At 60.6% G+C, this 16,175-nt stretch carries 12 protein-coding genes and 1 pseudogene; 8 read left to right on the forward strand and 5 right to left on the reverse strand.

Features of this window, described 5'->3' with window-relative positions:
- Positions 1-428: 428 nt before the first annotated feature.
- Entirely contained in the window at positions 429-2,009 is a 1,581-nt protein-coding gene (locus tag HMPREF2932_RS06945; RefSeq protein WP_210397768.1) for a hypothetical protein, read from the reverse strand.
- Positions 2,010-2,984: 975 nt separating this feature from the next.
- The gene (locus HMPREF2932_RS06955) at positions 2,985-4,991 is read right to left on the reverse strand and encodes a maltotransferase domain-containing protein (RefSeq protein WP_071409892.1); all 2,007 of its coding nucleotides are present in this window, start codon (positions 4,989-4,991) and stop codon (positions 2,985-2,987) included.
- Positions 4,992-5,048: 57 nt separating this feature from the next.
- On the opposite strand from HMPREF2932_RS06955, the gene HMPREF2932_RS06960 reads away from it, so the two are divergent.
- From HMPREF2932_RS06960 to HMPREF2932_RS06995, 8 genes and pseudogenes are all read left to right on the forward strand, one after another.
- On the forward strand, positions 5,049-5,897 hold the full coding sequence (locus tag HMPREF2932_RS06960) for an ABC transporter ATP-binding protein (RefSeq protein ID WP_046648947.1): 849 nt from the start codon (positions 5,049-5,051) through the stop codon (positions 5,895-5,897).
- Between the two features lie 84 nt (positions 5,898-5,981).
- On the forward strand, positions 5,982-6,809 hold the full coding sequence (locus HMPREF2932_RS06965) for an NUDIX hydrolase (RefSeq protein WP_071409889.1): 828 nt from the start codon (positions 5,982-5,984) through the stop codon (positions 6,807-6,809).
- 41 nt (positions 6,810-6,850) lie between these two features.
- Positions 6,851-8,002, forward strand: coding sequence for a THUMP-like domain-containing protein (locus HMPREF2932_RS06970; protein WP_071409890.1), 1,152 nt, complete (start codon positions 6,851-6,853; stop codon positions 8,000-8,002).
- Positions 8,003-8,036: 34 nt separating this feature from the next.
- The gene (locus HMPREF2932_RS06975; protein ID WP_071409891.1) at positions 8,037-8,837 is read left to right on the forward strand and encodes an electron transfer flavoprotein subunit beta/FixA family protein; all 801 of its coding nucleotides are present in this window, start codon (positions 8,037-8,039) and stop codon (positions 8,835-8,837) included.
- Between the two features lie 12 nt (positions 8,838-8,849).
- On the forward strand, positions 8,850-9,809 hold the full coding sequence (locus HMPREF2932_RS06980) for an electron transfer flavoprotein subunit alpha/FixB family protein (RefSeq protein WP_070511595.1): 960 nt from the start codon (positions 8,850-8,852) through the stop codon (positions 9,807-9,809).
- A complete protein-coding gene (locus HMPREF2932_RS06985; RefSeq protein WP_070821226.1) occupies positions 9,809-10,945 on the forward strand; it encodes a cysteine desulfurase family protein in 1,137 nt (378 codons plus the stop codon). The genes HMPREF2932_RS06980 and HMPREF2932_RS06985 overlap by 1 nt, the downstream gene beginning before the upstream one ends.
- 112 nt (positions 10,946-11,057) lie before the next feature.
- Positions 11,058-13,853: pseudogene (locus HMPREF2932_RS06990) on the forward strand (DEAD/DEAH box helicase family protein); the annotation flags it as partial.
- Positions 13,854-14,130: 277 nt separating this feature from the next.
- The gene (locus HMPREF2932_RS06995) at positions 14,131-14,574 is read left to right on the forward strand and encodes a hypothetical protein (protein WP_049154934.1); all 444 of its coding nucleotides are present in this window, start codon (positions 14,131-14,133) and stop codon (positions 14,572-14,574) included.
- Positions 14,575-14,661: 87 nt separating this feature from the next.
- Here HMPREF2932_RS06995 and HMPREF2932_RS07000 read toward each other — a convergent pair whose 3' ends face one another.
- The 3 genes from HMPREF2932_RS07000 to HMPREF2932_RS13420 form a co-directional block, all read right to left on the reverse strand.
- A complete protein-coding gene (locus tag HMPREF2932_RS07000; RefSeq protein ID WP_049154936.1) occupies positions 14,662-15,294 on the reverse strand; it encodes a DUF6891 domain-containing protein in 633 nt (210 codons plus the stop codon).
- Between the two features lie 104 nt (positions 15,295-15,398).
- Positions 15,399-15,791 carry a hypothetical protein gene (locus tag HMPREF2932_RS07005; RefSeq protein WP_049154937.1) on the reverse strand — a complete coding sequence of 131 codons (393 nt, stop codon included), beginning with the start codon at positions 15,789-15,791 and terminating at the stop codon, positions 15,399-15,401.
- A gap of 79 nt (positions 15,792-15,870) precedes the next feature.
- A partial coding sequence (locus HMPREF2932_RS13420) for a TipAS antibiotic-recognition domain-containing protein (protein ID WP_210397770.1) occupies positions 15,871-16,175 on the reverse strand: 305 nt, incomplete at its 5' end.

Raw genomic sequence — 16,175 nt, forward strand, 5'->3', positions numbered from 1 at the left:
CCACACCGCTACCATTTCAGTCTTCTGAACACACTTAACTGACACGTTTAATGACACACCATTTCATTGGCACATTTACTGCGCAGTTAAATTGCGCGTCATTTCATTAGCACGTTTATTGACCATTTAAATGACACTGTAATTCTGCAGCACCCTCTGCGGGCACTTTTACTGCACTTTCTACGTGCTCATCTACTGTCCATTGAACAGCACTGTAGATGCGTTGTTTCAGTACCTCTTCAATAGCACAGCAGACGCGCTATTACACATGTCATTTCACTGCACTACAGGATTACCGCTACACAAAACAACCGCTCTAATTCTCCGATTTTCGCTGAATTAGAGCGGTTTTAGCGCTGTCGTTGGGCACTGGCCCGGCGACACCCTGTTAGGCCGCTACAGGACCATACAGGGCGTGTAGCGGGTCCCTACAGCTCCATACCGCCATCACGGTCACGCTGCTGTTGCTGCTGTCGGCGCTGTTTGATGCGTTCCTGCGCACGAAGACGGGCTGCAGCGCTTTCCCGCCGAGTACGGTCGATGACCGTCTCGCGATACCGCTGCTTCATCTCCGGGTCACGATCAAGTTCGACCTGCAAGAAATCCTGATCTACGTTGGAAATATCCTGCAGGGACTCGACTGCCTCCTCAATGATGATTTTTGCTTCCTCCTCAGCGGCTGCGCGGCGCGCTTCGAGACTCTCGGTGAACGCACGTTTCTCCACATCAAAGGCTTCACGTTCCCGGTCCAGCGCTGCACGTTCGCTAGTAACCTGCTCACGCTCACGCGTGGCCTCGCTGCGGATGGCCACAGCATCACGTTGTGCTTCGCTACGAGTGTTTTTAGCGTCCTGCGTGGCCTCGGTGCGGATGCTCTCTGCGTCCCGCTCGGCTTCCTTGCGTGCTGAGGTACGGATGCTCTCTGCGTCCTGTTCCGCACGCTTGAGCTTCGCTTCTGCAGCGCTCTCGGCCTCCTTGGCACGGTCCAGCAGCTCATCTGCTTGAGCTTCGGCCAGCCCTACCGTCTGCTCAGCCTCTTTCTCGGCACCCTTGTGTGCATCGCTACGGATCTGCTCGGCGTCCTGCTCAGCCTTCTCGCGTGCTTCTTTGAGCACACGCTCTGCAACCTCGCGAGCCTGCTGTTCAGCACCCTCCTGTACACGCTGGGCTTCTTCACGGGCCTGCTGCGCCTGCTCCAGTTCTCTTGCTGCTTGCTCGCGGTCACGGTCAATCGCGTCCATGTCTCGCTGTACGGAGCGCTTCTTGACTTCCACCTCGTCCTCGCGGTTCGCGAGGTCACGCTCCCGGTCCTGCTGCTCCGCATAGCGGTCAGGACTGAGTGACTCATCGTGCCGTTCAGACACATCCAGCTCCACCGGGTAGCCAAGCGCGTACATGTGCTCGCGGAGTCCGCGCTGTGCGTCGATGAACTTCTGGTTCCCACTAATCTGTTTGCCCTTCTTCGGGCCAGATATGTACCGCACCGACTCATCAGTGTTGTACGCGATGCCGGGCCGGCAGCGGAGCTTGTCGGGATCATCCGGCTTCGGCGAGAACGTATCAGCCTGGAACTGGATGTGTGGCGTTGATTCGTCGAAGTTCATATCCCCACCGGCTACGGCATCGATGCCGCCGGGGATGAAGTTCTCGGCGAGCCAGCGCATCGACTCTTCGAGGTACTCCTTCGCTTCGTCGTAGTCCCGTGCGACAAGCCGTGCGCGCTTCACCTCACGGCCGTCCACAGTGCTGGTGTAGAAGTCGGGGACCTCTACACACATCGACTTCGGCAGATGTACGACGAACAATGACGTTTCGAAACTGTTCTTCTGTACGCGCACTCCGTCCATACGGGCGTCCTGGTACTCAAGGACTTCCTCTACAGACGTTGCACGCCTGAACGTACCGTTGCCGTTGTTGACAAACGGTACGTTCAGATGAGCGTCCGCGACGACGATGTTGCTATTCATCGCGGCCTGGTGCATGAGGTCTCTCTGATCGAGTTCCCTCATGCATTCGCGGAGGAGACGCTTACGGTCTCCCCGCGTGTCTCCGCCGCAATTATCACGGCGGAGATGACGCAGATTGAACGCTGCGCGTCCCTTCTGCGCTGTAGATGTCTCCGACATATCGTGTACCTCCTGTAGATGTGTGCGCGTACACGGAGCCTCTGCTAACGCCCCTCCATGTACGCGCACACATGACGAACTTCAATTTCCTGGGTCCCCTAAGAATCGTTCGGGTCCCTTAGCTACGCCGTCCCAAACGATTCTACCCCAGAAAATTGAAGTTCTTTAGCCCCCTAAAGACCTCAGTCTAACCCCCTCGCAAGCTCGGATAACTGAGGTCTCACGGGGGCGCCTGCAGCGGGCAATAGCGAAGCGGTCAAAACCTCCCTACTCGGTCGGTTCTGCCACGCTTCGCCTTGTGTGAAAAGGCTACGTGACCTGCGAAGATACGCTGTGGCGATCTCCTTGGTCCCGTAGCAGGGCAGCGTCTTCACGGCGCTATTCGCCCCGTTCGACCCTGCCAGAGGCTTCTGACGAAGCCCGACATAACCGTCACATTAAAAATGTACCGGTTATGAAGCGGTGCGCATTTTCGGCGCGAAAATCGACGCCGGTATGTAAGCGGTGCATTTTCCCTGCTCACACAGTGAAAATAGGACTTTTAGAAAAAGTCCTGGCGTCGCACCCCCTTATACAGTGTTTACGGTGTCAGCGCTGAAAATCAGCTCTGACACATCAAATCCGTCATCGCTGCAGCTCAGACGGTAAAAAATCGGTTATGAACCGATTGTTTTTTGCGTGTAACCGGTTCGTAACCGGTTGCCAAAATATCCTTCGGAATATCCGCCGTAGCCGGACTGTTTTCGCGTTGCTGCAGCCTTGCAGCATGGCCACGGCAGTGGCTCTGGGCACGACAAAACCCCGCCACTACCTATGAAGGGGTACGGGTTCAGCGCGGGGTTTCAGCGGCTTTAAAGCTTAGGCGCGGTAGTCGTTCACCCGGCGCCACGCTATGCGTTCCTGCAGGTCATGGTGGGCCGGCGGGAGGATGAAGATGTGGGCGACGTCACGCAGCGGTTCCAGGCGCACGAAGTTACGGTCGGACCACTCGTAGGCAGCTCCACTGATGGTGTCCTGCACCGTGAAGTGATCGCCCGGGTGGCGGCCCACGGCGGCAAGATCCAGGAAGACTGTGGCCTCCTGTGCATTGCGCGGATCCAGGTTGACCACCACGAGCACCACGTTGCCGGTAGCGGGATCGGCCTTGGAGTAGGCAATGATGGCCTCGTTATCCGTGTTGTGGAAGCGTAGCGTGCGCAGCTGCTGGAGGGCCGGGTTTCCGCGGCGGATGACGTTGAGTAGGCGAATATAGGATTCCAGGGAATCCCCGGACTTCAGCGCTGCCTGGAAGTCACGCGGGCGCAGCTCGTACTTCTCAGAATCGAGGTACTCCTCGCTGCCGGGCTTGACGGCCTGGTGCTCGTAGAGCTCGAAGCCGGAGTACACGCCCCACAGCGGGGAGAGCGTGGCCGCCAGGGTGGCGCGGATGGCGAACATGGCGCGCCCGCCGGTCTGCAGGGACTCGTGGAGGATATCCGGGGTATTGACAAAGAGGTTGGGCCGGCAGATATCGGCTTGCTCCACGTGCATCTGCGCGAATTCGGTGAGCTCGTGCTTGGAGGTCTGCCACGTGAAGTAGGTATAGGACTGCGTAAATCCTGCCTTGGCCAGACCGAACAGACGCGGGGCGCGGGTAAAGGCCTCGGAGAGGAAGATGACCTCCGGGTGGGTGATGTGCACCTTGGAGATCAGCCAGTTCCAAAAGTTGGTCGGCTTGGTGTGCGGGTTATCCACGCGGAATGTGGTGACACCAGCCTCCACCCAAATCATGACGATGCGGTAGATCTCCGCGTAAATGGCGTCTGGGTCGTTATCGAAATTGAGCGGATAGATGTCCTGGTACTTCTTCGGCGGGTTCTCCGCGTAGGCGATAGTGCCATCGGCCAACACCGTGAAAAATTCCGGGTTGGTCTTGGCCCATGGGTGGTCTGGGGAGGCCTGCAGCGCTAGGTCCAGCGCTACCTCCAGGCCCAAGTCGGCGGCCTTCTTGACCAGCTCCTTAAAGTCCTCCATCGTGCCCAGCTTCGGGTGCGTGGTGGAGTGGTCCTGAATAGCCCAGGGCGAGCCCACATCACCAGGCTCAGCCACCACCGAGTTGTTGCGGCCCTTGCGGTGCACTTCGCCAATGGGGTGGATGGGAGGGAAGTAGACGGTGTCGAACCCCATGGCAGCCACGCGCTCCAGTGCCTGCGCTGTGGTCTTAAACGTGCCGTGCACGGGGTTGCCCTCGTCATCCCACCCGCCGGTCGAGCGCGGGAAGAGCTCGTACCAGGAGTTGTAGAGGGCATCGCGGCGCTCTACCAGGACCTCGTGGATGTCTCCTTCGACCAGCAGGTGGCGCAGCGGGTGGTGGTGGAGGATCTCGGCGACCTCCTCGGAGAGCGCGGTACGCACGCGCTTGTCGACGTCCACCGTGTCATCCTTGAGCTCTTTCGACGCCTGAAAGAGCAGCTCCGCCTTATCGCTCGGGCACTGGATGGCCGCCTCCTCGAAGAGCTCGGCGCCGTGCAACAGATCGTTGCTGAGCTCCTGTGCGGATTGCCCCGCCTCCATCTTCTTGATCACCGCGTTGCGCCACGTGGACATCGGATCCGACCAGGCATCGATGCGGAAGAACCAACGCCCGGGAGTCGCCGGAGTAAACACCCCGTGGACTCGGTCCTGGTCTTCCGGGTCCACGGTCATGGTCACGGCGGAGGTGGACGGGGATTCGGTGTTCCACACCGACAGCGTCGCGGCGACGGCATCGTGGCCCTCGCGCCACACCAGCGCGGTGACAGGAACAACCTCTCCGACTACGGCCTTCGAGGCGGCATTACCGGAGAGGGAGGGGCGGACATCGTCGATACCAAGGCGTTGAGTCATGCCCATAGAATAATGCAGCTGTGTCAGTTTCACCGGGGAAGGAGGATATCGGCCACAATGGTGCGTGTGAACACTCCAGAGCAATTGAGCCAGCAAGACCCTGAACTGATGGAAACCGACGAGGATTGGTTGATTGACTTCCGCGGCGTCGAGCTACGACGCGGCGGGCGCACGCTGGTCGGGCCCGTCGACTGGCAGGTGGAGCTCGATGAGCGTTGGGTCATCATCGGCCCCAATGGCGCGGGCAAGACCTCCCTGGTGCGCATGGCCGCCGCCGAAGAATTCCCGTCCGCTGGCGTGGCTTTCCTCATGGGTGAGCGCCTGGGCAAAACGGATATGCGCGATCTGCGCGCCGCCATTGGCATCTCTTCCGCTGCCGTCCAGCACCGCATCCCGGACAACGAGCGCGTGGATGATCTCGTCGTGTCTGCTGGCTATGCGGTCCTCGGCCGCTGGCGTGAGGACTACCAAGACATGGACTTCTCCCGTGCCGACGAGATCTTGGAACAAGTCGGCGCCGCACACCTTGCAGAGCGGACCTGGGGCACGCTCTCCGAGGGAGAAAAGAAGCGCGTCATCCTCGCCCGCGCGCTCATGGCTAACCCGGAGCTGCTCATCCTGGATGAGCCCTCCGCGGGCATGGACTTGGGCGGCCGTGAGGACCTCGTGGGCTACTTGGGGGACCTAGCACTCGATGCGGATGCCCCGGCGATTGTCATGATTACCCACCACGTGGAGGAAATCCCTTACGGATTTACCCATGCGATGCTCCTGGATGAGGGTAAGGTCGTGGCCAAAGGACTCATTAACTCTGTCCTGACGTCGGAAAACCTTTCCAAGGCCTTCCACCAACCTATCCAGGTGGATCGCATCGGGGAGAGGTACTTCGCCCGACGAGTCCGCTAACCCCTAGTACATATCTCTCAGTACACACCCTCGACGTATACCTCTCGAATTCTGCCCCCCCAGCCTGCAGACACGGAAAGTTGCATGAGTCAGTCCATCCACGACAGCCTTGACGCCATCGACCCTGGCGAAACAACGGGCTTTAACGGGGCACGTCTGGCCGCGACCGTCCTCCTGTTGCGCGATACGACTGAGGGGCTGCGCGTGTGGATCCAAGAACGCGTGCACACCATGCGCAACTACCCTGGTCACGTTGTTTTTCCCGGCGGCGGGGTAGACCCACGCGATTTCCCACCGCGTTCTTGGGACTCCGGCGAACTATGGGCGGGCAGCTCGGTGGTCTCCATGGCACGGCGAATGGGCGTGACCAAGTACAAGGCACACGCCCTTGTCTTCGCGGCCGCCCGGGAGCTTTTCGAGGAGGCCGGCACGCTGTTAGCCATCCGCGATGATGGTTTGGTTTCCGACGCCTCTCGCTACCACCGCGAGCGCGAGCTGCTAGAAACCCACGAGATTTCCTTCACCGACTTCCTTGAGCACAACGGCATGCGTGTCGACGCCGACATGCTCTTGCCTTGGTCCCGCTGGGCCGGGGAAGACAACAACCACTGGTTCGACACCTTCTTCTTCATCGGTGTACTGCCCGAGGGCCAAGAACCCGATGGGGATACAGGCGAAGCCGACGACGCCGGCTGGTTCGACCCGCAACTGGTCCTTGATGGCTGGCGCGCCGGGTTGGTGCGCCTAGCCATCCCGACGTGGGCGCAGCTCAAGCGTTTGACCTCCTATGCCACGGTCAAAGAGGTCTTAGATGATGCCTCCTTCTCCGACCTGCGTCCGATTATCGGCGACCCGCGCGATGATGAGCGCTACCGCGAATACTTCACCACTTTCCCCGTCGACCGCATTTAAGTCGGCCTCGGCCGGCATCAACCGATACAGAAGAATCCTGCATGAGCTACACCCTGGACGAAGTTGCCTTCCTACGCGAGAATGCCGCTGCGATCGACGCCGCCGCAGCAGGCCTTGAGGGCACTAAGAAGGCGCACCTGCGGGACGTCGCCAAGCTGCAGGCCCAATTCGGTAATTATGGCCGCGCCGTAGCCGAGCTGATCCAAGCCCGCAGCTCCGGAAAGCTGCCGGGGCAGTGGCTCATGGACCACGACTCCGCCCAGCAGGCCACCCCACCTGCGGTCGCCGCCTATCGCGCGCACTTCCTTCAGGAACGCAACGTGGACTTCGTCCACGACCTCACCTGCTCCATCGGCACCGAGGGACAGTCCTATCGCCCGGGCACGTATGTGGGCAGTGACCTAGACGCCTCACGCGTGGCCATGGCGCACCACAACATTGAGCACCCAGTGTTCCGTGCCGATGCACTAACCACCACAACCACAGCCCAGGTCTGCATCGCCGATCCTGCCCGACGTCGCGGTGGCAACCGTATTACGCGCTTGGACCAGCTCCTGCCCCCGCCAGCAGATCTACTGGCCACCCACGGCGAGATGGCCATCAAGTGCGCCCCCGGCATCGACCACTCCGAATGGGAAGGCCTAGCCTGCGCGGTGAGCCTTGACGGAGGGGTGAAGGAAACCTGCCTGTATACCCCGGGCCTGGGAATGGGGAAGAGGGCAGTGGTCCTCAATACCACGCCCGAAGGAATACACACGGACGTCATCGACGACGACCTCGACGACGACGAGCTACCTGAGGCTGGACCCATCGGGCGCTTCCTTATCGACCCCGACGGCGCCATCGTGCGCGCCGGACTGGTGCGCCACTACGCCGCGCGGGAAGGCTTGCACCAGCTGGACCCGCGCATTGCCTATCTCACTGGTGACCGCCTGCCTCAAGGCACGTCCGGATTTGAATTCATCGAGATGGTCCCCATGAAGAAGCTAAAAGCGGCCATGGCGGCCCACGACGTCGGCTCGCTGGAAATCCTGGTACGCGGGCAAGACGTGAACCCGGACCAGCTGCGCAAGAAGCTCAAGCTCAAAGGCTCCACTGCCAAGACACTCGTGGTCACGCGCATTGGAACGAAGGGAGTCGCGGTGTTGTGCGGACCGCGAGTAGTATCGACCGAAGGTAATTACGCACCCTAATAGTTTCAAAATTTACGGAAGGGGAAGTGCCCACATGCCAGTCATTGTGGCTCTGGTCAAGCACGTACCGGATACGTGGTCAACCAAGACCCTCGAGGCGGACCACACGTTGGACCGTACCTCGGTGGATAACGTCATCGATGAGGTCAACGAGTACTCCGTCGAGCAGGCACTGCGCTTGCGCGACGATAACGCCGACGCCGGCTATGAGGTCGTGGCGCTTACCATGGGCCCGGCCGCTGCCGATGAGGCTCTGCGCAAGGCCCTGGCCATGGGCGCGGACCACGCCGTGCACGTTGTCGACGACGCCCTCGCCGGCGCCGACGCCCTGGCCACCGCCTGGGTTCTTAACGCCGCCATCGACAAGGTGGCCGAGAAGTTCGGCGAGGTCCAGGTCATCACCCTGGGCAATAACTCCTCGGATGCCTCCACCGGGCTTATCGCCGGCCTGCTGGCCGAGTACCGCCAGCTGCCCGCGCTCACTGAGCTCAAGGCAGCCTCCCTGGCCGGTGCCACTGCCACCGGTACCCGTGAGGATGTCCACGGCCACTGGGAACTCAGCGCCAACCTGCCGGCCATCCTGTCCTTTACCGACAAGGCCGACAAGCCGCGCTTCCCCAACTTCAAGGGCCTGATGGCCGCCAAGAAGGCCGAGGTCACCACGCTCGCCGTGGCGGATCTGGGCATCGACGGCGTGCCGTCCACCACCACGGTTACCGCCTCCGCGCAGCGCCCGGCCCGTACCGCCGGTGAGGTCATCACGGATACTGATCCGGCCGTGGCTGCCGCCAAGGTCGCGGACTTCCTGGCCGCCAAGAATCTCATCGAGGGTTAAAGGAGAAAAATTATGTCTCACGTTTATGTCCTAGTTGAGCACGAAGCAGAGCAGCTGAGCCCCGTCACTGGTGAGCTCATCACCGCCGCCCGCGCACTTGGTACCGTCTCCGCCGTCGTCGTGGCGAAGGATGCCGCTACCGCCGCCTCCTTCGATGCCGAGTTGGGTAATTTCGGTGCAGCCCAGGTAGTGCAGGCGACCGCCGCGGACTATGAGCAGCGCATCGTCACCCCGGAGGTCGACGCCCTCCACGCCCTGGCCGCCAATAACCCGGCGCCCATCGTGCTGGCTGCGACTCCGACTAACAACGAGATCGCCGGCCGCCTCGCCGCCCGCCTGGGCTCGGGCGCCCTGGTCAACGTCGACGGCATCAATGCTGATGGCTCCGCGCACCACACCATCTTCGGCGGCTCCTACGAGACCTCCTCCACGGCCACTGGTTCCGTGGTTTACACTCTGCGCCCTGGCTCCGTGGCTGCCGAACCCCAGCCGGTCACCGCGGCACCCGCTCCCTTCGAGCTGCCCGCCGCCACCGTGAAGGACGTCACCGTCACCTCCTTCACTCCGGCAGAGAAGACCGCCCGTCCGGAGCTGACCTCCGCGAAGGTCGTCGTCGCCGGTGGCCGCGGCGTGGGCGATAAGTTCGCCGACGTGGTGGAGCCGCTTGCCGACGTCCTCGGTGGCGCCGTCGGCGCCACCCGCGACGCCGTGGACGAAGGTTTCTACGACCCGGCCCACCAGGTGGGCCAGACCGGCGTGACCGTCTCCCCGAAGCTCTACATCGGCCTCGGCATCTCCGGCGCCATCCAGCACACCTCAGGCATGCAGACCTCGGAGACTATCGTCGTGGTTAACCAGGATCAGGACGAGCCTTTCTTCCAGATCGCCGACCTCGGTGTGGTGGGCGACCTCCACGAGATCGCCCCGGCGCTGGTCTCCGAGCTTGAGTCCCGCAAGGGGGCCGGCAACTAATGCCTCGCTACCTCGATTACGCAGCTACCCAACCCATGCGCCAGTGCGCCATCGACGCATGGGTCGACGCCGCCGGGTCCCTCAACCCCGGCTCGGCCTATGGCTCCGGGCGTAAGGCACGCTCCGTGCTGGACGACGCCCGCGAGACCGTCGCCGAGCTGCTGGGCTGCGAACCCATCGAGGTAGTCTTCACCTCCTCCGGCACGGAGGCGGATAACATTGCCATCCAGGGTCTTTTCCGTGCTGCGCAAAGCGCAGCACCGGAGGCGGAGAAGCGCATCATCTCGACCCCCATCGAGCACCCCGCCGTCCTGGAGACCGTGGAGAAGCTCCGCGCTGAGCATGGCGCCACCGTGGATCTGCTGCCGGTCGATTCCACCGGCCACATCAGCGACTTAAGCGCCCTGGATACCCCGGCCGCGGTTGCCACCTGCATGTGGGCTAACAACGAGACCGGCGCTATACAGCCGGTCGCGGACATCACTCAGCGCGCCGCCGCGCAGAACACCCCAGTGCACATCGATGCCGTGCAGGTCGCCGGCAAGCTACCCATCAACTTCCATGAGCTGGGTGCCACCACACTCGCTGCCAGCGCCCACAAGTTCGGCGGGCCCCGCGGCATTGGCTTGCTGCTCGCACGCCGTACCCCGGCGCCTCAACCCATCGCCTTCGGCGGCGGCCAGGAGCGCGGCATCCGTCCCGGCACCGTCGACGTCGCGAGTGCGAGCGCGCTCGCCGCGGCCCTGCGCGAGTCCGTCGCGGAAATGGAGCAGGAAGACACCCGCCTGACGGCACTCCGCGACAAGCTCAAGGCCGGCATTGAGGACAGCATCGACAACGTCATCATCAACTCCACCGAGCCCACCTTGGCCTCCCACCTGCACGTGTCCTTCCCGGGTACGGATGGTGACAGCCTCATCATGCTTCTCGACGCCGCCGGGATCGAAGCCTCCGCCGGCTCTGCTTGCCACGCGGGCGTTAACCGCATGTCCCACGTGCTCGAAGCCATGGGCGTTGACGAAGAACACGGCCGCGGCAGCCTGCGCTTCAGCCTGGGACGAATGACCACTGAAGAAGACATCGACGTGGTTATCAAGGAACTTCCGGAGATTATCCGCCGCGCTCGGTCGGTGTAGACACAACAGCTCCCGGCCAGTACCGAGGCCCAAAGACAAAGGCGAGCAAACGCGTTTCGCAATCTTTGGTGTTGTGCCACGGAGCCGATAGCCCGTCAGGCACAATGTTGTCATGTCGAAGTTCTCTGAGGTCCTAGAACAGCTGCGTGAAAACCAACCAAAGGCAAAGTATGGCATTGCCTTTGAGAAGCTGATGGTCAACTATTTCAAGACCGACCCGACCTTGAAGAACCAGTTCGACGAGGTCTGCCGCTGGACGGATTGGCGCTACAACGGTGGTAAGGCGGATACCGGCATTGACCTGGTGGCCCGCCGGGTGGATGACGGCACGTGGACCGCCATCCAGTGCAAGTTCTATGACTCCAAGGCGCGCATCCAGAAGTCCCACCTGGATTCCTTCTTCGAGGCCTCTGGGCATTCCTTCGAAACGGAAGAAGGCCGCCAGCACTTCGGCAGCCGCCTGATCATCTCCACCACGGACCACTGGTCTTCCCACGCGGAGGACGCCCTGGCCAACCAGATTATTCCGACCAGCCGCATTGGCATCTCCGCCATCGCGGAGTCACCCATCAACTGGGACGTGGCCTTCCCCGGCTCGGAGGTGCGCGATAAGACCATCCAGATCAACCTCTCCCAACGTGAGACGTTTGAGCCCCGCCCGCACCAGCAGGCGGCGATCGACAAAGCCATTGAAGGCTTCAAGACCCATGACCGCGGCAAGCTCATCATGGCGTGCGGTACCGGCAAAACCTTTACCGCCCTGCGCCTTGCGGAGCGCGTCGCTGAGGACAACGGCGGCAAAGCCCGCATCCTCTTCCTCGTGCCGTCTATTTCCTTGCTCTCCCAAACCCTGAAGGAATGGATCGCCCAGGGCCGCCTCGATATGCGTGCCTTCGCGGTGTGCTCCGATAGCAAGGTCTCCAAGAAGGCCGAGGACATCGCTGTCTATGACCTTGAGGTTCCCGTTTCTACCGAGGGCAAGGACATCACCACACGCTTTGAATCCGGCAAGCGTGCCAAGGGCCTCAACATCGTCTTCTCCACCTACCAGTCCATCCAGGCGGTGCATGAGGCCCAGCAGGTGGGCCTCGATGATTTCGATCTCGTTATCTGCGATGAAGCCCACCGCACCACCGGTATCACCTTGGCCGGTGAGGACGCCAGCAACTTCGTCCGCGTTCACGATGCCGACTACATCAAGGCTTCCAAGCGCCTTTATATGACGGCCACCCCGCGCCTCTACGACGAAGCCGTCAAAGGCAAAGCCGAAGAACACTCCGCGGAACTGGCCTCCATGGATGATGAAGCCATCTACGGCCCGGAGTTCTACCGACTCGGCTTCGGTGAGGCCGTGGACAAGGGCCTGCTCACGGACTACAAGGTGCTTGTCATGACCGTGGATGAATCCGTGGCTGCCCAAGCCATGGCTCACAGTGAGAACAACCAGGTCAACCTTTCGCTGGCGTCTGCCATGATTGGCGCCTGGAACGGCCTGGCCAAGCGCTCCGGCGAATTGCAGGGCAAGAAGGGCGGTTTCGACGAGGACGCCCAGCCCATGCAGCGCGCCGTGGCCTTTGCCAAGGACATCAAGACCTCCCAACTCATTGCGGAGACCTACCCCTCGCTCATCGGTACCCACCAGGAACTGCTCAAAGAAAAAGCAGTGCTTAACGACGTCTCCCTCACCAACGTCGACCTCCACGTCGCCGCCCAGCACGTGGACGGCGGCATGAACGCCATGGAGCGCGGCACCAAGCTTTCGTGGCTGGAGTCCCCAGCAGGTGAGCACGAGTCCCGCATGCTCACCAACGCCCGCTGCCTGTCCGAAGGCGTGGACGTCCCGGCCCTGGATGCCGTCATCTTCTTCAACCCTCGCAACTCCATGGTGGACGTGGTCCAGTCCGTCGGCCGTGTCATGCGCAAGTCTGAGGGCAAAGACTACGGCTACATCATCCTGCCCGTGGCCGTGGCCAGCAACGTCTCCCCGGCCGAAGCGCTCAACGACAACCAGCGCTTCAAGGTGGTCTGGCAGATCCTCAACGCGCTACGCGCCCACGATGACCGCTTCAACGCGAAGATTAACTCCATTGCGCTCAACGGCACAGCGGGACAAGAAGACCTGCCCATCGACGTCGTCCACGTGCCAAGGGATGACGAGAAGAGCGACGCTGAGAAGCTCAAGGAAGCGGATGAAACCAAGTCCCCGGAGCCGCTAGCCGATAGTTCGACCGTGACCCAGCAGATTGCCTTGTTCTCCCTGGAACAGTGGCAAGAAGCTATCTACACCAAGCTGGTGGACAAGGTCGGCACCCGCACTTACTGGGAAGACTGGGCCGACGACGTCGCTACCATCGCGGAGAACCAAATCACCCGCATTAGGGCGCTTCTCGACGGCGCCGATGGCTCCCTCCGCACCGAATTCGACAGCTTCGTCGAAGGCCTGCGCAATAACCTCAATGATGGCATCAGCGAAGAAGATGCCATCTCGATGCTCTCGCAGCACCTCATTACGGCACCAGTCTTCAACGCGCTGTTTGAGAACCATGACTTCATCACCCACAACCCCGTGGCCCAAGTCATGGAGAAGATGGTCAAGGCCTTGTCCAAGGCAAACCTCGATACCGAGACCGAGTCCCTGGAGAAGTTCTACGAGTCTGTCCGCGTCCGCGCTTCTGAGGTGAACTCTGCTTCCGGCAAGCAGCAGGTCATCAAGGAGCTTTACGAGCGCTTCTTCCGCAAGGCCTTCAAGAAGCAATCCGAAGCTCTTGGCATCGTCTACACCCCAGTCGAAATCGTCGACTTCATCCTGCGCGCCGCCGACGACGTATCCAAGAAACACTTTGGCAAGGGCCTGACTGACGAGGGTGTGTGCATCCTCGAAACTTTCACACCACGATTGATACAAGCGCGCGTGAACTACGAATTAGCCGCTTGATTGGTTCAACTAGTGAGGAGACTTTTCACGTGTGTTGTCGTTGCCCTCGCATGCGGGTGGGCTTCGGTCTTTCCCGGCAGAATAGCGATCCGGACAAAACACGAGACGGAAATGGCTCCCTGGGACTAACCGCCCTTGGCCATAGCTCGAGAAGTCTTGCGCTTTAAGGGCAGCTGCCTAATCTCTGAGCGGTTATATTCTTGTGAACACAAGTACGGAAAACCGTTTTCATCACACGGGAAGCCCTATCATGGCGAGTGCGCTCACAGGACCAATCGCGGCCTTCAACGAGATCCTCGGATGCACCATCGCCGGCCCAAAGGCCTCGCAGATAGCAAGCGATGCCGGCGCGGCGTGCACGGTCTGGCAAGACGAAGAAATCCCCGGCATCCACTGGATCTTCAAGGGCAAGGGCCTGGTATTTTGCTTCGATGACGAGATCCTTACAGCCATCTTCTTCCAATTCATCGCGGAAAATGTATGGAATGTGGGCTCCTGGTCGCGGCCGCTCATTGACGGCCTTGTGGCACCGGACATCACCCCAGAACGAGCCGATTCCACCTTCGGGGAGCCTGAAGCCACCGGCTGCGAGAGCCATACATGGCGGCGCTACGAGATCGGCGACCACCACATCCACTTCGATTTTCGTGAAGATGGCCTGCACAAGATCACCCTCCTCCTGGAAACCCCCTAAGCTCAGAAAAACCAGGCACGCGCCGAACCCGTTTCGACTGGTCGGCCAGAGCGGCCTCCGAAGGAAGCCCCGCCATCCTTACAGGGATTACTGACTTGGGAAGTCGTCAGCGAGCGCTAGCTGATAGCGCAGACCCGAACATACGATGCGCGCTCCCGTGTTGCCGTCCCACGTGGGGTTAAGGCCTTGTTCTTTAAGCACTTCGCACACCCGGTGGCCGATGGTGCGGGTTTCTTCTTCCTTCGCGCTTGTGGAGGAATAGCCGATGTAGAGCGTGCCGGTGTGAATGAGCCCGTCAACGTCTTGCAGGGTGCAGTACGCGTAGCCGTCGGCGTTGATGTCGCGGGCTTTTTCTACGCCATCCTGTGCGGCTTCACCTTTGTCCCAGCCTTCGTCAAAGGACCAGGCGAGGTTGCGTTGTTTGAACGCGTCTTCAAGGCTCGCGATTTTTGTGGCGTCCTCCGAATCACGTGGGACGGCCCGCTTGTACTCCTCGCTGACCATTCGGATCAGCTCTTCGAGTGACTCAGGTTGTGGGTCGATGTCCGTTTCTCGATCCTGCCACGGGTCACCCTCAGGGTCTTGCGTGTAGTAGGTGTACACCTCGTCGTAGGAGGCGCCATGGCACAGCATGAGCGCGATGTCTTCTTCGATGGTCTCAGAGAAGTAGAAGCCTTCAGATGGGGGATAAGCAGCGTTCAGCATGGCATGCGAAGTCATACTTTTATCTTACTGAAATCTTACTGAGGGCACGTGACTTTCAGCTTCAAGCTTTACGCCGAGGCAGTCGGGGAGTCGTATTAGGACACGTCGTCAAGTTAGATTCAGCTTAGCTTGCCTTTGACAGACCTAAATGTGCCGACTTTCGTGTGGTCAGCAGTGCCGAAATTCGCGGGTTTTTCAGTCTTGGGACCGGTGGTTAAGTCGCCAACGTCTGGCCGAACCCGCGCAACCGGCCATTCCTTGATCGCAGCTTTCCCAGATTTGGTTACCAACTCGCCGGGACCACCTTTCAGTCGTAACCGTGTGCGGTACGGTGGCAGGTCGTGGCAATAGGCGACCACGTCAAAGGTGACAATTTCATGCATAACTGAATTGCCGTCCTGCGTGAACGTCTTATCAACGTTCACCACGCGAATAGGCTTGGCCCAGCCAGCATGGGCTGGCGCTTCGATAGAGAACGCCCGTTTGAATGCCTTCAATACTTTGTCGAACATATCCACCTCGACTTGGTGAAATCAGAGTAGCTACGCCTGCGAGAAGGAGCGGCCTCCGCAAGTATAACATCGCAAACAGTCAGTGCGCGCGGGCGAAATTTATGGTTTGCCGGCAACTATGGGCGCGTTTTGACTCCCACTCAGGGTCTTGCAGGTCCACTCCGTTGCGCTCAGCAACGTTTTCGATCGCATCAGCAAGCCAGGATGCGAGACCAGCCTGCCTGCTCTCGTAGTCGGATTTGAACCGCTCATCATTGATGTAAGCACGAGAAATCAAGTAATGCTTCGCCGCATTTACCGGGAAATCCGGCCGCAAACTCGTGGAACCCGCAAGGCGCACCTGGTAACCCGGCCCTTCCGGTTTTAGAGTGCGTTGATTTTGTC

Origin of the sequence: Corynebacterium sp. HMSC074H12 (genome assembly GCF_001813755.1) — a bacterium.
In the GTDB taxonomy this organism is placed as follows: domain Bacteria; phylum Actinomycetota; class Actinomycetes; order Mycobacteriales; family Mycobacteriaceae; genus Corynebacterium; species Corynebacterium hiratae.